Below are 23,812 nucleotides of genomic sequence, written 5' to 3'. Positions count from 1 at the left end.
TACAGAAAAATTTTATAAAGAATATTTTGTGGGAATTTTTGCAGTGCCTTACAAACACTGGTTCTTACAAAAAATCAACGAAAAATATTAGTAAGATTTTACTTTATTTTTATTTTTTTTGATGCATTTCGTCGTAAAAATTTGTACGTTAAACGATTATTTCGATAAATCAAATTGTTGAAAATCAAAATAATGGTTCAAAATACAAGCAGAATTGATTAATTATTTACACGTAAGCTCGTAAAGTGCAATACTCGCAGCCTGAACCACATTCATACTGCTGTTTTTTCCAAACATATTAATATGGACAATTTGGTGTGAAAGCTTTAAAAGTTCGTCTGAGATTCCATTGATTTCGCTTCCTATCAAAAGAGCGATTTTTTTGTTTTCTGGAATAACGACTTCTTTTAAGGGTTTACTAGTTAAGGCAATTTCTAATGCAATAATTTCAAAATCATTATCGATCAGAAAAGATTGAAGGTCGGTAAAATCTTCAATCACAGAATGAGGCACATGAAGATGAGTGCTTCGAGAAGTTTTATTGATTTTACGAGGTGTCAGCGGAATATCCTTTCCAAAAAAGATAATATTTTCTACTCCAAAAGCTTCAGAAATTCTGAATAAAGAACCAATATTCTGTTGAAAGTAAATATGATCACAAACTAAAGTGATGGGAAATGTTTTTCTTTCAAATTGATTTTCTTCGTGAGTAAGCTGCATTTTTGTTAGTAAAAAAGTAATTAGTGATTAGTGAAAAGTGATTAGTGTTGAGAGGTGATGTTGTTTTTTAAAATTGATGAATTACTAATTACTTAGGACTAGCCATTAATTAGTAAAAATATAATTGATGATGTTTGCACCCATTTTAAGGGCTTTATCTCTAACATTTGCTGGATCATTATGAACTTCAGCATCTTCCCAGCCATCGCCCAAATCGCATTCGTAGGTATAAAGCAAGACCAATTTATTTTCGATAAAAATACCAAACGCTTGCGGACGAGTTCCGTCATGTTCGTGAATTTTTGGCAATCCGTTTGGGAATGGAAATGGTTTTTGAAAAATAGGATGACTTGCAGGAATTTCAACTAAATTATTATTCGGAAATATTTTTTTGATCTCTTTTCTAATAAATTGATCCATTCCGTAATTATCATCAATATGCAAGAAACCGCCAGCTGTTAAGTAATTTCTAAGATTGGTAACATCAGAATCGCTGAAAACTACATTTCCGTGTCCTGTCATGTGCACAAAAGGATAAGAAAATAAATCAGGATTACTTGGCTCAACAGTCGAAGGTTTGCTTTTTATACGGGTATAAATATTAGCATTGCAAAAACTGATTAGATTAGGCAGTGATGTTGGATTGGCATACCAGTCGCCGCCTCCGCTGTATTTAAGCAAAGCAATTTCTTGTGAAAATGAAGAAACTGAAACCAATAAAAACAAAAGAAATATTTTTTTCATGTAATTTATATTATCGGTCTGTCATTGCGAGGAACGAAGCAGCCTCACTAAGTAATACGACCTTTTGTACTTTGACAAAGCTTTGTAAATTTAATTTGAAAGTGCGATTACTTCGTTCCTCGCAATGACTAATTAAACTTAATTATTAGGAACTTCATTAAAAAAAACAACACTATGGCAAGCCACAACTGCTGCCGTTTCTGTTCTTAAACGTGTGTTTCCTAAAGTTACTGGCTTGTAATTATTTTCTAATGCCAATGCAATTTCTTTCTCAGAAAAGTCACCTTCTGGTCCAATTAAAATGGTTACATCTTCGCTTGGTTTTAAGACTTCTTTTAGTGATTTTTTATCGGTTTCTTCACAATGCGCAATCAGTTGTAAACCTTTTTGCTGTTTTTTGATAAATTCCTTAAACGAAATCGCTTCATTTAATTTTGGCAGAAAAGTTTCGTTGCACTGTTTCATTGCCGAAAGAATAATTTTCTCGAAACGGTCTTTATTAATCACTTTTCGTTCAGAACGATCGCAAAAAATTGGGGTAATTTCCTGAATTCCAATTTCAGTTGCTTTTTCCAGAAACCACTCAAAACGATCATTCATTTTAGTTGGCGCGACGGCTAAGTGTAAATGAAATTTAGGTTTTTCGGCATTTGTTATAGAAAGTACTTCAACGATGCATTTACTGTCTGAAGCCAATGTAATCTGGGTTTCAAACAATAATCCTGAACCATTTGTAACATGCAGAATATCTGAATCTTTTTTTCTAAGAACTTTTATAATATGACGGCTCTCTTCTTTATCAAAAGAAAAACTTTGAGTGCTTTCGTCTATATTCGGATTAAAAAATAACTGCATGATTTAAAATTGAATTCGTGCTTTTGAAACTACAGAAGAAGTTTCAAAACGATTTGATAAATATTTTTGATAACCAACAATTCCAATCATTGCTGCATTATCTGTTGTGTATTCGAATTTCGGAATAAAAGTTTTCCAGCCGTATTTGCTTTCTGTTTCCTTCAATGTGGTTCTAATGCCTGAATTGGCAGAAACACCGCCGCCAATAGCAATTTGCGTAATTCCGGTTTCTTTTACCGCCATTTTTATTTTATCCATCAAAATTTCGATAATTGTATGCTGAATCGAAGCACAAATATCATTTAGATTTTCTTCAATAAAATTGGGGTTGGCTTGTTTATTTTTTTGAATGAAATATAAAATCGCTGTTTTTAGTCCAGAGAAACTAAAATCTAAACCAGGAACTTTCGGTTTTGTAAAAGTAAACGCTTTCGGATTTCCTTCTTTGGCATATTTGTCAATCAATGGTCCGCCGGGATAAGGAAGTCCTAAGATTTTTGCGCTCTTGTCAAATGCTTCACCTACAGCATCATCTGTTGTTTCTCCGATGATTTCCATGTCAAAAAAGCTGTTCACTTTTACAATCTGTGTATGTCCGCCGCTAATCGTTAAAGCTAAAAAAGGAAATTCTGGTTTATCATAACCTTCTTCATCAATAAAATGCGCTAAAATATGTGCATGCATGTGATTTACAGCAATTAACGGAATATCTAACGCCAATGATAAGGATTTACTAAAAGAAGTTCCAACTAATAAAGATCCCATTAAGCCTGGTCCTTGTGTAAATGCGATTGCGCTTAACTGTTCTTTTTGTACATTTGCTTTACGAAGTGCAGCATCTATAACTGGAACAATATTCTGCTGATGTGCTCGCGAAGCCAATTCAGGAACGACACCGCCGTATTGATTGTGAATTAATTGATTGGCAACAACATTTGACAATACTTTGTCGTTATGTAAAACCGCGGCAGCAGTATCATCGCATGAACTTTCGATGGCAAGAATAAAAACCTCTGGATTTTGCATATAAAGGCACAAATTTTGAATTATATTTGACAAATCAAATTATTATATTTCTTTGATTTAAGAAGTGACCAAAATTAAAGAATTTTTATCAAAAACAGCGGTTCTTTGTCTGTTCAAAATAAATTTAAAAGAAAACTAAAATTAAAGAAGCTATCAAAAAAGTAAAGAAAATAATATCTAGAACCCTAATTGGGTTGATTTTACTTTTGTTAGCATTAGCTATTACATTATCACTTCCTGTAGTTCAAACTCAGATTGCCAACTATCTGACCAATTCTTTAAACGAAGATTTTAAAGTAAATATTAGTGTAGAAAAAACGGCGATCAACATTTTTGGAGGTGTAAAATTGAAAAATGTGATGATTTTAGATCATCATAAAAAAACTTTGATTTATTCGGATATCATTACTACAGATATTGCCAGCTTCACCAGACTACTGGACGGCGATTTGATTTTTGGCGATTTACGTTTGACAGGTTTAATTTTTAATCTGAAAACGTATAAAGGCGAAGACGAAAATAATATCAATAAGTTTATAAAAGCCTTTGAGGTTAAAAATACTCCGAAGAAAAAATCAACAAAACATTTCCTTTTAACTGCAAAAAATGCTTACATCGAAAAGGGAAGATTTTCTGTTGTGGATGAAAATAAAACAACGCCTTTATTTTTAGATTTTACCAAACTAAATGCTTATATAAGTGATTTTAAATTGTATGGACCAGATGTAACTACTAGGATTCATCGATTTTCATTTATGGATCACCGTGGTTTATATGTTTCTAATTTTGCTGGGAAATTTGCGTATAGCAAAAAACAGATTAAGGTTGAGAATTTAGCTATTACAACCAAACGATCTTCAATTTACGGTTTAGCAATTTTAAATTATAAACCAGAAGATTTCATTGATTTTACAGACAATGTCAAGTTTAATGTTGTAATAGATTCGGCATCGATTGCAACAAATGATATTCGTAATTTTTATGATGGCTTAGGTAAAAATCAGCATTTTAAACTAAAAACAAAATTAGATGGTCCGCTAAATAATTTAACACTTTCTAAATTAAAATTAAGCGATACAAACGGATCAAAAATTAATGGAACTATAAATTTCAAAAATCTTTTGGGCAGTAAAACTCAGAAGTTTTTTATGGACGGTAAATTTGATAAACTGCTTTCAAGTTATGATAATTTAGTGGTTTTGCTTCCAGAGGTTTTAGGTAAAAAACTTCCGAAAGAACTTAAAAGAATAGGAAAATTTAATATTGTCGGAAAAGCAAAAGTTTCTACAACAGCATTAGAAACAGATTTTAAAATGGCAACCGATCTCGGAAACGGTCAAGTCGATCTTCATATGAATAATATGGATTTTATTGATAAAGCTTCATACTCTGGAAATATTATCCTGACTAATTTTGATGTTGGTGCGGTTCTAGCCCGAAAGGATATCGGAAGAACAACGCTGAATCTGGATGTGGATGGAGTTGGTTTTACAGAAAAGTATTTAAATACTATTATAAAAGGAGATATTTCGAAATTAGATTATAACAAATACACGTATAATAATATAGTAGTAAATGGAAATTTTAAACTGCCGTATTATAAAGGTCAAATTGCGATAAATGATCCGAATCTGAATTTAAATTTTGATGGTTTATTAGACTTAAGTAAAAAAGAAAATCGTTATGATTTTCATATTAATGTTGAGAATTCAGATTTAAGAAAACTGAGATTTATCAACGACTCAATTTCTCGTTTCAAGGGAGATGTTGTGGTTCAGGTAACGGGAAATTCGATAGAAAACCTTCAAGGAGATATTTTTATAAAAGATGCTGAATATCAAAATCCAAAATCAAATTATGTTTTTGAAGATTTAACGATCAATTCCAATTTTGACGCAGACAGACTAAGAACTATTACAATTAGTTCAAATGATGTTGTAGACGGAAAAATTGTTGGAAAATTTAGATTTGACCAATTGGATAAATTGGTAATGAATTCCGTTGGAAGTTTATATACTAACTATAAACCTTATAAAGTTAGAAAAGGCCAGTTTTTGCGCTTTAATTTCCGTGTATACGATAAAGTGGTAGAAATGCTTTATCCAGACATTAATATCGATTCGTCTACAGTTGTTCGAGGAAAAATCGATTCAGATTTACAGGAATTTAAATTCCGTTTTAGATCACAAAAAATTACGGCCGCTAAAAATACATTTGATAACATTCGAATTAATATCGATAATAAAAATACGCTTTACAATGCATACATCGAGTTAGATAGTATCAAAACGCCTTATTATAAGATTCGTGATTTTAATTTGATTAATGTTACATCAAAAGATACGCTCTTTGTACGTTCTGAATTTAAAGGCGGTAATGCAGGTGAAGATTACTTCAATCTCGATTTGTATCATACTATTGACAAGAATAAAAACAATATTGTCGGAATCAAGAAATCAGAGATGAAGTTTAAAGACTATATATGGTATTTAAACGAAGACTCTGAGAAGGATAATCAAATTGTCTTTGATCAGTATTTTAAAAACTTCACGATCGATAATATTATTTTATCGCATGAAAATCAGAAAATTGATTTGAATGGTGTCATTAAAGGAAGTGATTATAAAGATCTCGTCCTGAATTTTGAAGATGTTGACATTAATAAAATTACGCCTCTAAATTCCAAGTTTGTATTTAATGGAAATTTAAACGGAAACATAAATTATAAACAGAATAAGAATGTTTATCAGCCTACCGCGTCTATAAAAATAGATCATCTTGTTTTAAATAAAACAGAGCTGGGAACACTTAATTTTGATATTTCTGGAGACGAAACTTTTAGGAAGTTTACGGTCAATTCGTCTATACAAAATGGTTTTACAGAATCATTTAGAGCCGGAGGAACTTTTGCAGTTGAGAACAAAGAAACGATATTGGACATGAACTTAAAACTGGAAGGTTTTAATCTTGCAACTTTAGGAACGGTTGGAGGGGATGTCCTGTCGAATGTGAGAGGTTCTGTTTCTGGAAATGCAGCTGTTGTAGGGAATTTGAAAAAACCAGAAATAAACGGACGATTGTATGTTGAAAAGGCAGGAATGACTGTGCCCTATCTAAATGTCGATTACGAATTAAGCGATCGAACAGTAATTGATTTGACAAATGAGAAATTTTTATTTAGAAATAATCAGCTGACGGATACTAAATATGGAACAAAAGGTTTGTTGAATGGAAGTATTGAGCATCATAATTTTGGAGATTGGAAATTAGATCTAAACATAACTTCCAAACGATTATTAGCGCTCGATACAAAAGATAGTGACGATGCTGCGTATTTTGGCACGGCTTTCATAAACGGATCGGCTAGTATAAGAGGTCCGGTAGAAAGTTTATTTATTAAGGTTGATGCCAAGTCTGAGAAAGGAACTGAAGTTAAGATACCTATTAATAATGTACAAAGTGTTGGAGAGAGCAGCTGGATTCATTTTGTGACGCCAAAAGAAAAATTTAACCTGGCAAACGGAATTGTTGAGAAAACCAGAAATTACAACGGACTTGAACTTGAGTTTGATTTTGATATTACGCCAGATGCCGAAGTAGAAGTTATACTCGACCGAAATTCTGGACATGGTATGAAAGGAAAAGGATACGGATCGCTTTTATTTAAAATCAATACGCTGGGTAAATTTAATATGTGGGGAGATTTCCAGGCATATGAAGGAACTTATAATTTTAAATACGGCGGACTTATCGATAAAAAATTTGCTGTTAAAAAGGGAGGTTCTATTATTTGGGAAGGAAACCCGATGCGTGCTCAGCTGAATTTAGAAGCAGTTTATAAAACTCAGGCCAATCCTGCTGTACTTTTAGATAACACTTCTTCATTCAATAAAAAAGTTCCTGTAGAAGTGGTAATTGGATTGAGAGGAGATTTGGCAAGTCCAGAACCTAATTTTGATATTCAGTTTCCATCTGTGAGTAATGTCTTGAAATCGGAGATACAATATAAGTTAGACGATAAAGATATTCGTCAGACACAGGCGTTATATTTATTATCTACAGGTTCGTTTATGAGTACAGACGGTTTTAGCCAAGGAGATTTCTCGGGTACTTTAACAGAAACTGCATCTAGTTTATTAGGCGGAATTATAAAATCAGATAATGATAAAGTCAACATAGACTTAAACTATATTGCTGCCGATAGAAGAATGGGGCAGGAAGTAGATGGCCAGTTTGTGGCGAATATATCTTCTCAGGTTAACGAAAGAATTACAATCAATGGTAAATTGGGAGTTCCTGTTGGAGGTGTAAATGAATCTGCCATCGTAGGAGATATTGAAATTCTTTATCGTGTTAATGAAGACGGTACAATGAATCTTCGTTTATTCAATAAAGAAAATGATATTAATTATATCGGGCAGGGAATTGGTTATACACAAGGAGTTGGTATTTCTTATGAAGTCGATTTTGATACTTTTAGTGAATTAGTCAATAAGCTGTTTAAGAATCATAAAATTGAAAAAGCTGTAAAAGGTTCGTCAGACGATCTTCAAGATTCTTATTTAAATCCTGATTACGTGAACTTCACCAGTAAAAAGGATGCGGAAAAAAATAAAAAGAAAGCGGAGAAAGAAGAAGAGAAAAAGAAAAAGGACGAAGAAAAGAAGAAAAAACAAGAACCAGTTAATAATCAAGGTTTAATTCCAGATAACGATTATTAACAGTTTGTTAAAAATATACATTTATAAACCATTATACTTATAATGGTTTTTTTTTGTGCTAAATTTAGGGCCTCTATTCGAATTTTTCATGTGAGAGAGAAATTCCGATTTTTATAACACTTCATTTAGGTATTGTTAATTTTGACGATTTAATTAAAAAAATAGCGATTTATTATTTTAAATGAAATTTTTACCTGTAAAAAACTTATTAACGAAAACGTTTGAATTTAACATATTTTATTAATTTATAATAATCATAACCTAATAAGTGCTGAATGTTTGCTAATTTTACACTTTAATACTTAAATAATGCCAAAAACAATAAAAAAAGTAGGTGTTCTTACCTCAGGAGGAGATTCACCTGGAATGAATGCTGCAATTAGATCAGTTGTTCGAACTTGCGCATATCACAATATAGAATGCATCGGAATTTATAGAGGGTATCAAGGAATGATTGAAGGAGACTTCAAAGAAATGGGACCTCGTAGTGTAAATAATATTGTAAACAAAGGTGGAACGATCTTAAAATCGGCTCGTTCAGTTGAGTTTAGAACCCCTGAAGGTAGAAAAAAAGCACACGAAAACCTTGTAAAAGCAGGAATTGATGCTTTGGTAGTTATTGGTGGAGATGGAAGTTTTACTGGAGGTTTGATTTTTAATTCAGAGTATAATTTCCCTGTAATGGGAATTCCAGGTACAATTGATAATGATATTTATGGTACAAGTTTTACTCTAGGGTACGACACAGCTTTAAATACTGTTGTAGATTGTATTGATAAAATTAGAGATACAGCAAGTTCACATAACCGTTTATTCTTTGTAGAGGTTATGGGTAGAGATGCTGGTCACATTGCACTTAATGCGGGTATTGGAGCTGGTGCAGAAGAAATTCTTATTCCTGAAGAAGATTTAGGTCTTGATAGATTGTTAGATTCACTTCAAAAAAGTAAAGCTTCAGGGAAATCATCAAGTATAGTTGTTATTGCCGAAGGAGATAAAATTGGTAAAAACGTATTCGAATTGAAAGATTATGTTGAAGCTAATTTACCTGAGTACGATGTACGTGTTTCTGTTTTAGGACATATGCAGCGTGGTGGTTCTCCATCTTGCTTCGACCGTGTATTGGCGAGCCGTCTGGGTGTAAAAGCAGTAGAATCTTTAATTGAAGGAAAATCAAATTATATGGTTGGACTTAAAGAAGATAAAGTGATTTTAACGCCGCTTGAGCAGGCAATTAAAGGAAAATCTGAAATCGACAGAGAATTATTAAGAGTGTCTGACATCATGTCAACATAACCTAATATAAAAGTTTAAAAAGAAGAGAAGTTTATTGTGAGGAAATTAGACTTTGAAATAGTGTAATAAAAACAAAAGCAAAAATTTAGTAAAATGTCAAAAGTAAAATTAGGAATAAACGGATTTGGACGTATCGGAAGAATCGTTTTTAGAGAGTCTTTCAATAGAGATAATGTAGAAGTTGTTGCAATCAACGATTTATTAGATGTTGATCACTTAGCTTATTTATTAAAATATGATTCAGTTCACGGTCGTTTCGACGGAACTGTAGAAGTTAAAGAAGGAAAACTTTATGTAAACGGAAGAAATATCCGTATCACTGCAGAAAGAAATCCAGCTGATTTAAAATGGAACGAAGTTGATGTAGATGTTGTTGCTGAATGTACTGGTATCTTCACAACTATCGAAACTGCAAGTGAGCACTTAAAAGGTGGTGCTAAGAAAGTTATCATTTCTGCTCCTTCTGCTGATGCTCCAATGTTTGTAATGGGTGTGAACCACGAAACTGCAAAAGCTTCTGATTTAGTTGTTTCTAATGCATCTTGTACTACAAACTGTTTAGCTCCATTAGCTAAAGTTATCCACGATAATTTCGAAATTGTTGAAGGTTTAATGACTACTGTTCACGCAACTACTTCAACTCAAATGACTGCTGACGGACCTTCTAGAAAAGACTGGAGAGGTGGACGTGCAGCTGCAATCAATATCATTCCTTCTTCAACAGGTGCTGCAAAAGCGGTTGGAAAAGTTATCCCTTCTTTGAATGGAAAATTAACTGGAATGTCTTTCCGTGTTCCTACTGCTGACGTTTCTGTAGTAGATTTAACTGTGAAAGTAGCTAAAGAAACTACTTACGAAGAAATCTTAGCTGTATTGAAAAAAGCTTCTGAAAACGAATTGAAAGGTATCTTAGGATATACTGAAGATGCTGTTGTTTCTCAAGACTTTATTTCAGATAAAAGAACTTCAATCGTTGATGCTACTGCAGGTATCGGTTTAAATTCAACTTTCTTCAAATTAGTTTCTTGGTATGACAATGAGTACGGATACTCAAGCAAATTAATTGATTTATCTGTACATATTGCAGGTTTAAAATAATAATATATATTTTTGCAAAATCCCGTTAGTCAAATAACGGGATTTTCTTATTTTGTTACCTCTATAATTAATGTAAAAAGTACACTTTTAAGTTGAGAATAGGGAAGACCTAATCCAAAAACAAAAAAAAATGAAATTAATAGTTGATAGTGGATCTACTAAAGCCGATTGGATTGCAATTGATGATAATGGAAAAGTATTATTCACGACACAAACCTTAGGATTAAATCCTGAAATTCTTGACGGTCCAGAAATTATTGAAAGATTAAACGATCGTTTTGATATTTTACAAAACAAAAAAAATGCTACTCATTTATTCTTTTACGGTGCCGGATGTGGTACTGATAGAATGAAAACAGCACTATCACAAATTTTCCAAGAGTATTTTGTTAACGCTATTGTTGATGTTCAGGAAGATACTTACGCAGCCGTTTATGCAACAACTCCAAAAGGACAAGAAGCAATCGTTTCTATTTTAGGAACAGGATCTAACTGCAGCTATTTTGATGGTAAAGTATTGCATCAAAAAGTACAATCATTAGGATACATTGTTATGGATGATTGCAGCGGAAATGTTTTCGGAAAAGAATTAATTAGAAAATACTATTTTAATAAAATGCCTAAAGAATTGGCTGTTGAACTTGAAAAAGAGTACGACGTTGATCCAGATTTTATTAAAAATAAATTATATAAAGAACCAAATCCAAATGCTTACTTAGCAACCTATGCGAAGTTTTTAATTAAGCACAAAGACACTGAGTTCTGCAGAAAAATTATCTTTAAAGGAATGAAATCTTTCGTTAAGAATTACATTAAACAATTCGATAACTGTAAAGAAGTTCCAGTTCATTTTGTAGGTTCTATTGCATTTTATTTGAAAGATGAATTACAAGAAACATTCAATAAATATGAACTACAATTAGGGAATGTTTTAAGAAGACCTATTGATGGATTAATTGCGTACCATGTTGCTAATCAATAGTTCTGGTTTTATGGAGATTGCCATTATTGCTCATGATGGAAAAAAAGCTGATTTAATTGATTTTTTAATCAAAAATGAAGCTGTTTTGCATAATGAAAAGATAAGGCTGATTGGTACAGGAACTACGGGAGGAAAAGCCGAAGCTGCTGGTTTTAAAACACAGAGAATGCTTTCTGGTCCGCTGGGCGGAGATGCGCAGATTGCGGGAAGAGTAGCGGAAGGAATAACGCAGATGGTTTTCTTTTTTAAAGATCCTTTGTCAAGTCATCCACACGAAGCAGATATCAATATGTTGATTCGTGTTTGCGATGTACATAATGTGCCGCTGGCAACAAATGAAGCAACGGCACAATTATTATTAGATGCTATTGCACAGCAATTATAGAAATCTCAACATTTACATTTTTTGGCAGACAAGCCACTTGAACCGTTTCACGAGCTGGAGCGGTTTTTTCGTTAAAATAAGAACCGTAAACGGTGTTAATAGCGCCAAAGTTATTCATGTCCATAATGAAAATAGTAGACTTCACTACATTTTCAAAAGTCATACCTGCTGCCTCCAAAATAGCTGCAATGTTCTGCATAACCTGATTGGTTTCGTCATTAATGTTAGCTGTAATCAATTCTCCTGATTCAGGATTGATTGCAATCTGCCCAGAAGCATAAAGCGTGTTTCCAGATAAAACGGCTTGATTATAAGGTCCGATTGGAGCCGGAGCTTTCTCGGTAAAGATGATCTTTTTCATAATAAAATTATTTTGATTCGAAAGTAGTTTATCTATTAGAAACGCTTCGTTTGTTCCATTTAATATCACTAAGCATACCAGATTTAATTCCGATGAAGAAATTCCAGTTAGAGTTTGTTCCAAGAGGCTGCCAGTTAAATGCCATTCTCCAGCTTAATAAATCTCTTTCAAAACGGAATTGCGTAAAAGTAACCCCTTTTTGTACGAAATCGTAACCAGTAGAAACCCCGCCTTTCCATTTTGGCGTAATATCTGTGTTAATCGAAATCATAATAGAGTTTCCTGAAATTTCATTTTGCCTGTTGGTATTTGAATACGTTAATGAGTAGGCTAAAGTCATATCCCATGGAATTTTCGAATTAAAGAATTCCGTAATTACATCCTCTTTTTCAGGTTCATTAGCAAACTGACTGTTTCTGCTGTCATTTAAATCTGTATTCGTACCAAATAAGTCATCACTTCGTCCTCCATTCCGCTGACTCTGAGTATTTTTTTCTTTGCCGGTTCCTTTGTTCGAAAATGAATAATTAACCGTTAAATTGGCACTTGTAAGTCTAAATAAACTTCCGCCATTGTCAATATTGAACTTGTCGATTTTTTGGTTACCACTGTCCAGTGCATACGGATCAAGTGTTGCGCCAAAATTCATGTTCATTTTATTGTCAAAAAACTGTGTTCCACCGCTTACTAAAACAGGCTGCCAGCCGAAAGTAGTTTTTCCGTCAGCATCAAAATTATAACTTGTGCTAAAGTTTAAATTGTTTAGCAGCATTATTTTTTTAGGTTCTGTTTTTGTGCTGTCTCGGTCTCTTACTTTGGCTTCAAAAGTATTACTCAAAGCAAAACCAACTATATTTGAATTGTCTTTTCCAGGCTGTCCAAAAAGACCGTTTTCAAATCTTGTATATTCAGAAGTAATTCTTCCGGTAGCATCAACCGCATATGTGTCGTAATAACGTTCAAAACTTGGTGTGTAAGCATAAGTAATGCTCGGACGCATTACGTGTCGAATCGATTGAATTCTTTTGTCATCGCCAAAATTGAAAGTTCCGTAAATAGTAGTTCCTAAATTGGTACTGAAATTATAAGTTCTAAAAGAGTCAAAACCATTTACAGTTGTATTAACTGCCTTTCCTTCAGCCGAATCGTAATTTTTGGATACGGTTTTATTAACCCACGTTTCTTGATAAGTCGTTGAAGCTCCCGCACTAAAATATTTAAAAATTTTAAAGTTGGTACTAAGCGGAATGGTATGCTGCATTCCTAACTGAGCATCGTTAAACATCTGCGGCTTAAAAAACAAAGAATCTTTTGTTTTAAAGTAGTTTTTACCGCTTACACTGTATTGTAAGTTAATGTTTTTAATTAAGCCCTTTTTAACGCCGTCTTTTCCAACAAAAGGGTATACACGGTCAATACTTCCCTGTAAGGAAGGAAGAGTCATGATAATGTCTTCTGTTTGCGTATTTTGCTGATGCGTTGCAGACAACGAAATACGAGAACCGGGAATAGTGTTAAAAGTTTTATTGTAAGATATCGACGAACTTAATGTGTTGTTCAAATTCGATCCAATATTCGCCTGGTTAATCGATTGTTTAAAGTACTTACTGCTACCCATGTTAACCGATGCAGAAAAGGTTGAATTAGGATTCGATTTAGTATCTTTAGAATGAGACCACTGAATATTATAAATACCTTGTTTGCTGTAGTCAGGATAGCCGCGTTCGCTACTAATCAAATTCTCAAAACGAACATTTATATTTCCTCGATACTTATATCTTTTGGCATACGATGATTCAAATCGCATGGCATAACTTCCGTTGGTGTAATAATCTCCAAGTACCGTAAGGTCATAATTGTCGCTAAGAGCAAAATAATAACCCATATTTTGCAAAGAGAAACCTCTTGTGTTAGAGTCATTATAACTTGGAATGATAATACCAGAAACACTTTTTTCTTGACTCATCGGGAAATAAGCAAAAGGCAGTGCAAGTGGAGTAGGAACATCAGCAATTACCATGTTGGTCAAACCAGTAATTACTTTTTTTCCTGGAATAAATTTTACTTTATTGGTCTGGAAATAATACTCTGGATTGTCAACATCTGTAGAAGTTGTAAAACGGGCGCCTTTTAAGAAGTAAACAGAATCATTTTCTTTTTTAGTAACAGCAGCTTTGATTTTAAATTCGCCTTGTTCAGTTCTCGAATTGTAAATTAAAGCTTTTTTGGTTTTGAAGTTAAAACGAATAGAATCTGGCTGTACTTCGCTGCCCCCTTGTTTGAAATTTGGATATTGAGTCAAAACACCAGCAGAGTCTTTAATTCTTCCAGCGTAAACTTCATCTTTTTCATAATTAAGAACAATTATACCAGATTTTAATTCAACATCTTTATAGTATAATTCAGCTTCATTATACAAAGTAATAAGCTTTTTCTTTTGATCTATCTTGGCGTAATCTTTTGCTTTGTATCTTACTTTTCCATCCAAAAAAGTCTTTTTGGGTTTAACAGTATCAAGCTTTATAGTATCTGTAATTGCAGGAGCTTCTTTATCTGTTTGTTTTACAGCAGGTAAAGGCTTTTTTTTATTTTTTATTTCTTGCGAATATAAATTACCACAACCTATAGTTAGGAAAAATGATATTAAAACGATATTAAATAAGTTTGTATGCAAAGGTTTAAATGCTATTTTTGTAAAATTATGGCTTGTTTTTTGACATGTCAAACTTACATATAATTTTTTGGCAAAAATAATCAATTCTAAAAATTATAACAGCTGCGTTTTATTAAAATTAACTTTTAGATTTATGAATAGAATTAACAAATTTAAGGTAATATTTACTTTATTTCTAACAATACTGTCTTTTTATGCTCATAGTCAGTCAAATGTGTTTAAGGTGACTTTGGATGCCGGACATGGAGATCATGACTTTGGAGCAGTTTATAGTGGGAGAATTGAAAAAAATATTGCTTTAGCTATTGTGTTAAAAGTGGGCAAGATTTTAGAACTTAATCCTAATGTAAATGTAATTTATACTCGTAAAACAGATGTTTTTATAGATTTGGTCGAAAGAGCGAATATTGCCAATAGAGCCAATTCAAATATTTTTGTTTCTATTCACTGTAATGCCAATAAAAATACGGCAGCCGATGGAACCGAAACTTATGTAATGGGTTTGAGTAAAGTTGCCTCTAATCTTGAAGCGGCGAAAAAAGAGAACTCTGTAATTACATTAGAAAAAGATTATAAACGTAAGTACGAAGGATATGATCCTAATTCTCCAGAATCAATGATTGGTATGACTTTGATGCAGGAAGAATATTTGGATAATAGTATTTCCTTAGCGAGTAAAATTGAAGAAAACTTTGAAAAATTAGGTAAAAAACTTCGTCATGGCGGTGTAAAACAAGCGCCATTTATGGTACTTCATAAAGCTTATATGCCAAGAGTTTTAGTTGAAACTGGTTTCGTTTCAAATCCGACCGAAGGAAATATTTTAAATTCAGAAGAAGGGCAGGATGATATTGCAAGAGCAATTGCAGAAGCTATCTTAAGCTATAAAAGAGAATATTTTGGTTCTGGAGCACCAGAAGCAGCTGAGAGTCGGCCCATAAGAGATACTACTCCAGCAAAACCAAAAGCAACGGCGCAGGTTGCAGCGGTAAAAAATGCTCCTAAAGGAACATTCTTTAAAGTACAGCTTATTGCCAGTATTAAGAAAACACCTTTAGAACCTAAAAATTTTAAAGGTCTTAAAAATGTAACTATGATCTACGAAAATAATATTTATAAATATTTCTACGAAGAAACTTCAAGTTACGAAACAGCGCAAAAATACTTGCAAGAAGCTAAAAATAAAGGATATGGCGCAGCATTTTTAGTAGCAACTAAAGATGGAGAAAAAATCAGTATTCAGGACGCAATTAAATAATAAGCGTAAGTTCGAATATTTATATTAATTTTGTATAAACACTTAGAATTTTGAAACTAACAAGAGAAATTAAAACGGCTATATTAGTCATCGCATCGATTTTATTATTTATTTGGGGTTATAGTTTTTTAAAAGGCAGAGATCTTTTTACAAATTATAAAGTATTATATGCTGAATATGATAACGTTGAAGATTTATCACCATCAGCTCCAGTAACACTTAACGGACTTGCTGTTGGTAAAGTAAATAAAATTACTATTGATGAAGTAACAGGTAAATTATTAGTTGAGCTTCAGCTTAAAACTGATTTTCCAGTTTCGAAATCAAGCGTAGCTGCAATTTATTCTCCAAGTTTAATTGGAGGTAAACAAATTAAGATTGTTCCAAATTTTGCTGATAAAGAATTAGCAGAAGATGGGCAGAAACTAACTTCTACTGTAGAGCTTGGATTGACGGAATCTTTAGGCGGAAAAATTGAACCAATTCAGCAAAAACTAGATAAAATGCTGGTTAATATCGATGTTCTAGTTACAGGTTTAAACAATACTTTAGATAAAACTACACAAGAAAACCTAAAGAAAACAATTGCTGAGTTAAGCCAGACTATGGAGCAGTTTCATAGAGCTTCTGGAAGCCTTAACAATATTTTGGATACCAATAAAGGCCAAATTAGCAGCGTTGTGACAAACTTGAATAAAATATCAGGTAACTTTAACAAAATATCAGATTCTTTAAACAAAGCAGATTTAGGAAAAACAGTACGTAATCTTAATCAGGCTTTGGCAAAAGTTGATGGTTTAATGAATAACTTAAATTCTGGTAAAGGCACAGCTGGTAAATTATTGAATGACGATGCATTGTATAACAACTTGGCTAAAACTTCAAAAGAGCTTGAATTGTTGTTGCAAGATGTACGTCTTTACCCAACTCGTTATGTAAATGTTTCTCTTTTCGGAAAGAAAAATAAACCATACGTAGCACCAGCAGAAGAAACAAACTCAACTGATAAAAAATAATTATAAATGAGTTATTTAGATAATATTTTATTCGCGATACTTCTTATAGTAGGTTTCGGTTTTTTTGCAGCGAGCGTAAAAAAAATCATCCGAAATATTAATTTGGGAGTTGATATAGATCGAAAAGATAATCCTAAAGCTCGTTGGAAAAACATGGCATTGATTGCTCTTGGGCAGTCAAAAATGGTGAGACGCCCTGTAGCAGGAATACTTCATATCTTTGTATATGTTGGTTTCATAATAATTAATATCGAATTATTAGAAATCATTATAGATGGACTTTTTGGGACACATAGAATTTTTGCACCATATTTGGGTGTTGTTTATGATGTTTTAATTGCTTCATTCGAAATATTGGCAATATTGGTAATTTTTGCTGTCACAGTTTTCTGGATCAGAAGAAATTTTATCAGATTGAAACGTTTTATACATTCAGATTTAACTGGATTTCCAAAAAGCGATGCCAATTACATTCTGTATTTTGAGACCGTTTTAATGATTTTGTTTTTATTAATGAATGCTGCCGATTTGCATTTACAAAATGTTCCAGGCGGTTATTCACATTTTCATAAAGCAGGAAGTTATCCAATAAGTCAGTTTATTGCACCAATTTTTAATGGTTCGTCTAATGAATTGGTAGGTCTTTTATTCGAAGTTTTCTGGTGGCTGCACATTGCTGGTATTTTAGTTTTTATGAACTATTTATACTTCTCAAAGCATTTACACATTCTTTTAGCTTTTCCAAATACCTATTTTGCAAACTTGAAACCAGAAGGTCAGTTTGATAATTTAGAATCGGTTACAAAAGAGGTTAAATTAATGATGGATCCAAATGCAGATCCGTTTGCTGCTGCACCGCCTGCTGATGAGAATGCTGCTCCGGCTAAATTTGGAGCAAGTGATGTTCAGGATTTAAACTGGGTTCAGTTGTTAAACGCTTATACTTGTACAGAATGCGGACGTTGTACTTCTTCTTGCCCTGCAAATCAAACAGGTAAAAAATTGTCTCCTCGTAAAATTATGATGGATACAAGAGATCGTTTAACTGAAGTTGGTAAAAATATAGATGCTAACAAAGGTGTTTTTGTTCCAGATAACAAGACACTTTTAAATGATTATATTACTCCAGAAGAATTATGGGCTTGTACATCTTGTAACGCATGTGTGGAAGAATGTCCAGTAAACATAAGCCCATTGTCTATTATTATGGATATGCGTCGTTATTTGGTTATGGAGCAGAGTGCTGCGCCAATGTCGCTGAATGCCATGATGACCAATATAGAAAATAACGGTGCACCTTGGCAGTACAGTCAGCAAGACCGATTAAATTGGAAAAACGAGAATTAGAATGTATTGTTTAAACGGTTAATTGTTTTAGCTGTTTATCAATTTTAAAATATTTGAGGTTTTTAGTAGGTTATAGTAAAGAGTACGATTAACCAAATAAACGATTAACCGATTTAACAACAAAAGAAGATGTCAGAAAGTTTAGTAGTGCCAACAATGGCAGAGATGCTTGCCGAAGGAAAACAGCCAGAAGTTTTGTTTTGGGTGGGTTGTGCAGGAAGTTTTGATGATAGAGCAAAAAAAATTACTAAAGCGTTTGTACGAATTTTAAATCGTACCAATGTTTCTTTTGCGGTTTTGGGTACAGAAGAAAGCTGTACTGGTGATCCTGCAAAAAGAGCTGGAAACGAATTTTTGTTTCAAATGCAGGCCATGATGAATATTGAGGTTTTGAACGCCTACGAAGCAAAAAAAATTGTTACTGCTTGCCCGCATTGTTTTAATACTTTAAAAAATGAATACCCAGAATTAGGAGGTACTTACGAGGTAATTCATCATACAGAATTTTTGAAATCATTAATTGATGATGGAAGATTAACTGTTGAAGGCGGACAATTTAAAGGAAAAAAAATAACTTTTCATGATCCTTGTTATTTAGGAAGAGCTAATAAAGTTTACGAAGCTCCTAGGGATTTAATTGAGAAATTAGACGTCGAATTAGTCGAAATGAAGCGTTCTAAATCAAATGGTTTATGTTGTGGAGCAGGTGGTGCTCAAATGTTTAAAGATGCCGAACCTGGAAATAAGGAAGTAAACGTGCTTCGTACAGAAGATGCTTTAGAAGTACAGCCTGATATTATTGCAGCAGGATGTCCGTTCTGTAATACGATGTTAACAGACGGAATTAAACATGCACATAAAGAGGGCGAGGTAAAAGTAATGGACGTTGCGGAGTTAATTGCTAATGCGCAGGATTTGTAAAAAAAGGGTCTAAGATTCTAAGGTGCTAAGATGCTAAGTTTTTAACTGAACATGAAACCTTAAACTTGAATCTTGAGTCTTGAAACAGATCTAAAATCAACAATCTAAAATCTAAAATTAAAAATGTATATACCTTTTGAAAATTTACCTGGTGAATCCAGAGTTTGGATTTATCAATCGAACAGAAAATTTTCTGAGGAAGAGTTTTCTGAAATCGAAACAGACTTAAAAGCTTTTGTGGAACAATGGGCCGCACACGGAACAAGTCTTGAAGCTTCTTTTTTACTAAAATACAATCGATTTATCATATTGGCTGTTAATCAAGATGTGCAGGCTGCGACGGGTTGTTCTATCGATAGTTCGGTAGAATTTATCCAAAGTTTGGAGAAAAAATATAATGTTGATTTGTTAGATAAAATGAACGTTACTTTTAAACTTGGAGAACATATTGCACATAAACCATTGATCGACTTTAAGAAGATGGTAAAAGATAAATCGGTTTCTGAGAATACGATTGTTTTTAATAATCTGGTTAACAATATCGAAGAGTTCAACGAATCTTGGGAAGTTCCTGCTGCCGACAGCTGGCATAGCAGATTTTTCTAAAAAGAAATTTTATAAGATTTGAAAAGGCATGAAACTTCGGTTTTGTGCCTTTTTTTTATTTCATTAGTTTAAATTGTTTCAAGTTTAAGGTTTAAGGTTTAAGGTTTCAAGTTTTCCTAAAACTTAGGGATTAATCTTTGTCAAAGTTTTGAACTTTGACAAAGATTGTCATACTGCACTTCTTATGAAAACCAAAACGTCTATTCTAGCCCCGATGGAAGTGATATCCTTTTTCTTGCTTCTTTAGCAAGGAAAAGATTTAACGGACAGCGGGACTACTGGTCTTTTTTGCAGATATTGTGGTGCTGCTAAAAATATTTATTAACTAGAATTAATCTAATTTTGTCAAAAATCTAACAATTTAAAAGCTTAATTGAACGCTATTTTTGAGTAATTTCGTAGAATTAAATTTAATCCATGAAAATAGCAATTGTTTGTTATCCTACTTTTGGAGGTAGTGGTGTAGTAGCCACAGAGTTAGGTCTCGAATTAGCCAGAAGAGGACACGAAATACATTTTATCACATACAGTCAGCCGGTAAGACTGGCACTTTTAAATCCGAATGTCCATTATCACGAAGTAAATGTTCCGGAATATCCATTGTTTCATTATCAGCCGTACGAATTAGCCTTGTCAAGTAAATTGGTTGACATGGTGAAGTTGTACAAAATTGAACTTCTTCACGTGCATTATGCTATCCCTCACGCGTATGCGGGTTATATGGCAAAACAAATGCTTAAAAATGAGGGAATTAATCTTCCTATGATTACTACGCTTCACGGAACAGATATTACTTTGGTTGGAAATCATCCTTTTTATAAACCTGCCGTAACTTTTAGCATTAATAAATCGGATTATGTGACTTCGGTTTCGCAGAGTTTGAAAGATGATACTTTGAAATTATTTAAGATTAAGAATAAAATTAAAGTAATTCCGAATTTTATTGAATTGGATAAGGTTAAAAAAGATCCAACTGCGCCTTGTCATCGTTACGTTATGGCAAATGAAAACGAGAGAATTATTACGCATATCAGTAACTTTAGAAAGGTAAAACGTATTCCGGATATTATTAAGATATTTTATAGTATCCAAAAAGAAATTCCAGCTAAGTTAATGATGGTGGGTGACGGACCTGAGAAGGAAAAAGCAGAGATTTTATGTCAGGAACTGGGAATTTTAGACAAAGTTATTTTCTTTGGAAACAGCCACGAAATTGATAAAATTTTGTGCATGACAGACTTATTTCTGCTTCCTTCAGAAACAGAAAGCTTTGGTTTGGCTGCTTTGGAAGCAATGGCTTGCGGCGTACCAGTAATCTCTAGTAATTCTGGAGGTTTGCCTGAGGTAAATTTTGATGGTTTTTCTGGATATTTAAGCAACGTTGGAAATGTTGAAGAAATGGCCGAAAATGCTCTTAAAATTTTAAGAGATGATGCGGTATTGAGTCAGTTTAAGGCAAATGCGCTGGAAGTGGCAAGAAAATTTGATATTAAAAACATTCTGCCTAAGTATGAGGCTTTGTACCAAAAAGCTGTTGATGATTATAAATATGAAAAGCATTAATTTTTAATAAGGATAAATGAAAAAAGTAATTTCTGTTTTAGCAATTTTTGTTTTGGTTTCGTGCGGTGTTAAGAAAGTTGAAAATTCAAATGCTTTGTACGAAGTTTTGACAAAGCAGTCTGACGGCGGCGGTAATATTAAGTTTTTTGAGATCTTGACCGAACCAAATGAGATTAAGATGCTTGAAAACGATCCGCTTTTGGCTGATAAAATGAAGGATCCAAATGTTCATGATTATAATTATGTGATTTTGAATATGGGGGAGAAAAACACAAGCGGTTATTCTATAGACGTTGAAAAGGTCGAAGAAACAGATAAGAATATCATTATTACTGTAAAAGAAAACAGCCCGGCGCAAGATGCAATGACAATGCAGGTGATTTCGTATCCTTACACTGTGGTGAAAATTCATTCTAAGAAAGAGATTATTATTAAGTAATTAGTTTTTTAGTTCTTGGTTCATAGTTCTTAGTGATTAGTACTAGAGTTTGGTACTTAAACTTTAGTACTTATTCTTTGATTTTGTTATTTTAAGTTAAGTGTTATCCTGAGTGAAGTCGAAGGTTTAAGATGTAGAAAGGGCTTCTAGTTCGCTTACCCTGACAAAAACTTTAATCAATAAAAAAAAACCTGTCGCTTTAAACGACAGGTTTCTTCTTACAATTATTTTTTAATTTTTTATTTTAGAATCTGAATTTAACACCTAAACCAACGTCAAATCCAAAATTGTCATCATCATAGTATCCTGAACCAATTTCAGGTCTAGCATCTAATGATAATGTAATTGGCACTTCACTAAATCTATATTCGATACCAATATCTCCTGCTGCGAAAACATAAGTTCCGCTGTCATTATATCTGAAATTATTATTGTAATAGTCATAATCCCAAGCAGCAACTCCACCACCGACACCAGCGTACCAGTTAAATCCTCCGTCGATGTTCCAAACCCATTGGTAAAGGGCAACTCCTTTGATAGCATCAACATCTCTGCTGTTTCTCCAGCCTAAATCAAATTCTAGTCTGTTTTTTTGGTTCAATCCTAATTGGTATGATACTTCTCCTCCGAAACCGTTATTGTCACCTAAACGTAACCCTAACGCATGTTTTGAAATTTCTTGTGATTGAGCCGTAAATGCTAATCCTAAAAGCATAAGGGCTGATAAAATGATCTTTTTCATAAAAATGGTTAATTAATTTTTTTCAAATGTATAATTACAGTCAGATACAGAACGTATAATATTTTTGAAAATTGTTATATAATTCACATTTTCGAAATTAAGATTCTTAAAATTGTTAAAAAATAGGTTTTGGTGAGGTTATTTTAATATGATTGAAGATATTAATTGGGAAGTTAAAATATCTTCCATTTCAAAAAGATTTTCTTCTTCAACAAAATTAGCTGCTTTGTAAGAGAACAATTTCCAGCGTTTTTTATGGTATTCAAGAGCTGTTAGGTTTTCTACCCAATCGCCAGAATTAAGGTATAAAGTAGAGCCGTGTTTGTTTTCCTTAGTCATAATTTTTGGTTCATGGATATGACCGCAGATTACGTAATCGTAATTTTTTTCGATTGCTAAATCGGTTGCAGTAGTTTCAAAATCAGAAATAAATTTAACTGCTTTTTTTACGCTTGCTTTTATTTTTTTAGAAAAAGAGTAAGGTTCACGCCCGAGCTTTGATAGACACCAATTTACAAATCGGTTTATTAGAATCAAATAATCATAACCTAATCCGCCTAGTTTTGCAATCCATTTTGAATGCTGCACAGAGGCATCAAATACATCTCCGTGAAAAATCCATGCTTTTTTATCGTCTAATTCTAAAACTAATTTGTCGACCAAAGCAAAATTACCCATATTCATATCACTGAATTTTCGAAGTATTTCATCATGATTTCCAGTAATATAATACACTTTTGTTCCTTTAGAAGCCATTCCGATAATACGCTGAATTACTCTTAAATGTGCTTTCGGGAAGTACGATTTACGAAACTGCCAAGCATCAATAATGTCGCCGTTTAAGACTAAAGTTTTGGGTTTAATGCTTGAAAGATAGTTGTTTAGTTCTTTTGCATGACTTCCGTAAGTTCCTAAATGGACATCAGAAAGAACGACCAATTCGACATTTCTTTTTTTCAATTTTTCTTGATTTGAAGTTTTACAAATGAAAGAAATTTTGAATGGTTTTATTTTATCAAAAGGTTATGAAAAAGCGGATAATTTTACCAAATTGTGAT

Annotated in this window: 20 protein-coding genes; 12 read left to right on the top strand and 8 right to left on the bottom strand. The window is 33.0% G+C overall.

Annotated features, from left to right (window positions below; genetic code table 11):
• Nucleotides 1-222: 222 nt before the first annotated feature.
• From QMG60_RS19940 to tsaD, 4 genes are all read right to left on the bottom strand, one after another.
• Nucleotides 223-720: a TrmH family RNA methyltransferase gene (locus QMG60_RS19940; protein ID WP_281866167.1), complete on the bottom strand. Its 498-nt coding sequence runs from the start codon at nucleotides 718-720 to the stop codon at nucleotides 223-225.
• Between the two features lie 105 nt (nucleotides 721-825).
• Nucleotides 826-1,464: a DUF4159 domain-containing protein gene (locus tag QMG60_RS19935; RefSeq protein WP_134140128.1), complete on the bottom strand. Its 639-nt coding sequence runs from the start codon at nucleotides 1,462-1,464 to the stop codon at nucleotides 826-828.
• A gap of 138 nt (nucleotides 1,465-1,602) precedes the next feature.
• Nucleotides 1,603-2,319 (bottom strand): 16S rRNA (uracil(1498)-N(3))-methyltransferase, encoded by a 717-nt coding sequence (locus QMG60_RS19930; protein WP_057116500.1) that lies wholly within the window; start codon nucleotides 2,317-2,319, stop codon nucleotides 1,603-1,605.
• Between the two features lie 3 nt (nucleotides 2,320-2,322).
• The gene (gene tsaD, locus QMG60_RS19925) at nucleotides 2,323-3,345 is read right to left on the bottom strand and encodes a tRNA (adenosine(37)-N6)-threonylcarbamoyltransferase complex transferase subunit TsaD (protein ID WP_057116499.1); all 1,023 of its coding nucleotides are present in this window, start codon (nucleotides 3,343-3,345) and stop codon (nucleotides 2,323-2,325) included.
• A 194-nt stretch (nucleotides 3,346-3,539) separates the two neighbouring features.
• Here tsaD and QMG60_RS19920 point away from each other — a divergent pair, with 194 nt between their 5' ends.
• The 5 genes from QMG60_RS19920 to QMG60_RS19900 all read left to right on the top strand — a co-directional run bounded on the left by QMG60_RS19920 (nucleotide 3,540) and on the right by QMG60_RS19900 (nucleotide 11,827).
• On the top strand, nucleotides 3,540-8,066 hold the full coding sequence (locus QMG60_RS19920; RefSeq protein WP_281866166.1) for a translocation/assembly module TamB domain-containing protein: 4,527 nt from the start codon (nucleotides 3,540-3,542) through the stop codon (nucleotides 8,064-8,066).
• 309 nt (nucleotides 8,067-8,375) lie between these two features.
• Complete coding sequence (gene pfkA / locus QMG60_RS19915) at nucleotides 8,376-9,362, top strand: 6-phosphofructokinase (protein WP_057116497.1); 987 nt, start codon at nucleotides 8,376-8,378, stop codon at nucleotides 9,360-9,362.
• Nucleotides 9,363-9,455: 93 nt separating this feature from the next.
• A complete protein-coding gene (gene gap / locus QMG60_RS19910) occupies nucleotides 9,456-10,460 on the top strand; it encodes a type I glyceraldehyde-3-phosphate dehydrogenase (protein ID WP_057116496.1) in 1,005 nt (334 codons plus the stop codon).
• 130 nt (nucleotides 10,461-10,590) lie between these two features.
• Nucleotides 10,591-11,442, top strand: coding sequence for an N-acetylglucosamine kinase (locus QMG60_RS19905; protein WP_057116495.1), 852 nt, complete (start codon nucleotides 10,591-10,593; stop codon nucleotides 11,440-11,442).
• 10 nt (nucleotides 11,443-11,452) lie between these two features.
• Nucleotides 11,453-11,827 carry a methylglyoxal synthase gene (locus QMG60_RS19900; protein WP_044048067.1) on the top strand — a complete coding sequence of 125 codons (375 nt, stop codon included), beginning with the start codon at nucleotides 11,453-11,455 and terminating at the stop codon, nucleotides 11,825-11,827.
• On the opposite strand, the gene QMG60_RS19895 is transcribed toward QMG60_RS19900, so the two are convergent.
• Nucleotides 11,808-12,188, bottom strand: a complete 381-nt coding sequence (locus QMG60_RS19895) for a RidA family protein (RefSeq protein ID WP_057117004.1) — start codon at nucleotides 12,186-12,188, stop codon at nucleotides 11,808-11,810. The two genes, QMG60_RS19900 and QMG60_RS19895, sit on opposite strands and share 20 nt — an antisense overlap.
• A gap of 28 nt (nucleotides 12,189-12,216) precedes the next feature.
• Complete coding sequence (locus QMG60_RS19890; protein ID WP_057117003.1) at nucleotides 12,217-14,913, bottom strand: putative LPS assembly protein LptD; 2,697 nt, start codon at nucleotides 14,911-14,913, stop codon at nucleotides 12,217-12,219.
• A gap of 82 nt (nucleotides 14,914-14,995) precedes the next feature.
• Between QMG60_RS19890 and QMG60_RS19885 the strand changes: the two genes are divergently transcribed.
• From QMG60_RS19885 to QMG60_RS19855, 7 genes are all read left to right on the top strand, one after another.
• Nucleotides 14,996-16,120, top strand: coding sequence for an N-acetylmuramoyl-L-alanine amidase (locus QMG60_RS19885; RefSeq protein ID WP_057117002.1), 1,125 nt, complete (start codon nucleotides 14,996-14,998; stop codon nucleotides 16,118-16,120).
• 50 nt (nucleotides 16,121-16,170) lie between these two features.
• Entirely contained in the window at nucleotides 16,171-17,136 is a 966-nt protein-coding gene (locus QMG60_RS19880; RefSeq protein ID WP_281866165.1) for an MlaD family protein, read from the top strand.
• 6 nt (nucleotides 17,137-17,142) lie between these two features.
• Nucleotides 17,143-18,483 carry a (Fe-S)-binding protein gene (locus QMG60_RS19875; protein ID WP_134140132.1) on the top strand — a complete coding sequence of 447 codons (1,341 nt, stop codon included), beginning with the start codon at nucleotides 17,143-17,145 and terminating at the stop codon, nucleotides 18,481-18,483.
• Nucleotides 18,484-18,612: 129 nt separating this feature from the next.
• Nucleotides 18,613-19,404, top strand: a complete 792-nt coding sequence (locus tag QMG60_RS19870) for a (Fe-S)-binding protein (RefSeq protein ID WP_281866164.1) — start codon at nucleotides 18,613-18,615, stop codon at nucleotides 19,402-19,404.
• 123 nt (nucleotides 19,405-19,527) lie between these two features.
• Nucleotides 19,528-20,010 carry a hypothetical protein gene (locus QMG60_RS19865; protein WP_057116491.1) on the top strand — a complete coding sequence of 161 codons (483 nt, stop codon included), beginning with the start codon at nucleotides 19,528-19,530 and terminating at the stop codon, nucleotides 20,008-20,010.
• Between the two features lie 417 nt (nucleotides 20,011-20,427).
• Nucleotides 20,428-21,573: an N-acetyl-alpha-D-glucosaminyl L-malate synthase BshA gene (bshA, locus tag QMG60_RS19860; RefSeq protein ID WP_057116490.1), complete on the top strand. Its 1,146-nt coding sequence runs from the start codon at nucleotides 20,428-20,430 to the stop codon at nucleotides 21,571-21,573.
• A 16-nt stretch (nucleotides 21,574-21,589) separates the two neighbouring features.
• Nucleotides 21,590-22,012: a protease complex subunit PrcB family protein gene (locus QMG60_RS19855; RefSeq protein ID WP_057116489.1), complete on the top strand. Its 423-nt coding sequence runs from the start codon at nucleotides 21,590-21,592 to the stop codon at nucleotides 22,010-22,012.
• Nucleotides 22,013-22,256: 244 nt separating this feature from the next.
• On the opposite strand, the gene QMG60_RS19850 is transcribed toward QMG60_RS19855, so the two are convergent.
• Complete coding sequence (locus QMG60_RS19850; protein WP_057116488.1) at nucleotides 22,257-22,754, bottom strand: hypothetical protein; 498 nt, start codon at nucleotides 22,752-22,754, stop codon at nucleotides 22,257-22,259.
• 138 nt (nucleotides 22,755-22,892) lie between these two features.
• Nucleotides 22,893-23,714 carry a UDP-2,3-diacylglucosamine diphosphatase gene (locus QMG60_RS19845; protein WP_057116487.1) on the bottom strand — a complete coding sequence of 274 codons (822 nt, stop codon included), beginning with the start codon at nucleotides 23,712-23,714 and terminating at the stop codon, nucleotides 22,893-22,895.
• Nucleotides 23,715-23,812: the final 98 nt, after the last annotated feature.

The organism is Flavobacterium sp. GSB-24 (genome assembly GCF_027924665.1).
Lineage (GTDB): Bacteria > Bacteroidota > Bacteroidia > Flavobacteriales > Flavobacteriaceae > Flavobacterium.
This window is presented reverse-complemented; position numbering and strand designations above follow the sequence as displayed.

What these genes read in the sequence shown, in the direction of transcription:
- QMG60_RS19940 (WP_281866167.1), bottom strand. Translation starts at nt 720, where the DNA reads ATGCAGCTTACTCACGAAGAAAATCAATTTGAAAGAAAAACATTTCCC.
- QMG60_RS19935 (WP_134140128.1), bottom strand. Translation starts at nt 1,464, where the DNA reads ATGAAAAAAATATTTCTTTTGTTTTTATTGGTTTCAGTTTCTTCATTT.
- QMG60_RS19930 (WP_057116500.1), bottom strand. Translation starts at nt 2,319, where the DNA reads ATGCAGTTATTTTTTAATCCGAATATAGACGAAAGCACTCAAAGTTTT.
- tsaD (WP_057116499.1), bottom strand. Translation starts at nt 3,345, where the DNA reads ATGCAAAATCCAGAGGTTTTTATTCTTGCCATCGAAAGTTCATGCGAT.
- pfkA (WP_057116497.1), top strand. Translation starts at nt 8,376, where the DNA reads ATGCCAAAAACAATAAAAAAAGTAGGTGTTCTTACCTCAGGAGGAGAT.
- gap (WP_057116496.1), top strand. Translation starts at nt 9,456, where the DNA reads ATGTCAAAAGTAAAATTAGGAATAAACGGATTTGGACGTATCGGAAGA.
- QMG60_RS19905 (WP_057116495.1), top strand. Translation starts at nt 10,591, where the DNA reads ATGAAATTAATAGTTGATAGTGGATCTACTAAAGCCGATTGGATTGCA.
- QMG60_RS19900 (WP_044048067.1), top strand. Translation starts at nt 11,453, where the DNA reads ATGGAGATTGCCATTATTGCTCATGATGGAAAAAAAGCTGATTTAATT.
- QMG60_RS19895 (WP_057117004.1), bottom strand. Translation starts at nt 12,188, where the DNA reads ATGAAAAAGATCATCTTTACCGAGAAAGCTCCGGCTCCAATCGGACCT.
- QMG60_RS19885 (WP_057117002.1), top strand. Translation starts at nt 14,996, where the DNA reads ATGAATAGAATTAACAAATTTAAGGTAATATTTACTTTATTTCTAACA.
- QMG60_RS19875 (WP_134140132.1), top strand. Translation starts at nt 17,143, where the DNA reads ATGAGTTATTTAGATAATATTTTATTCGCGATACTTCTTATAGTAGGT.
- QMG60_RS19870 (WP_281866164.1), top strand. Translation starts at nt 18,613, where the DNA reads ATGTCAGAAAGTTTAGTAGTGCCAACAATGGCAGAGATGCTTGCCGAA.
- QMG60_RS19865 (WP_057116491.1), top strand. Translation starts at nt 19,528, where the DNA reads ATGTATATACCTTTTGAAAATTTACCTGGTGAATCCAGAGTTTGGATT.
- bshA (WP_057116490.1), top strand. Translation starts at nt 20,428, where the DNA reads ATGAAAATAGCAATTGTTTGTTATCCTACTTTTGGAGGTAGTGGTGTA.
- QMG60_RS19855 (WP_057116489.1), top strand. Translation starts at nt 21,590, where the DNA reads ATGAAAAAAGTAATTTCTGTTTTAGCAATTTTTGTTTTGGTTTCGTGC.
- QMG60_RS19850 (WP_057116488.1), bottom strand. Translation starts at nt 22,754, where the DNA reads ATGAAAAAGATCATTTTATCAGCCCTTATGCTTTTAGGATTAGCATTT.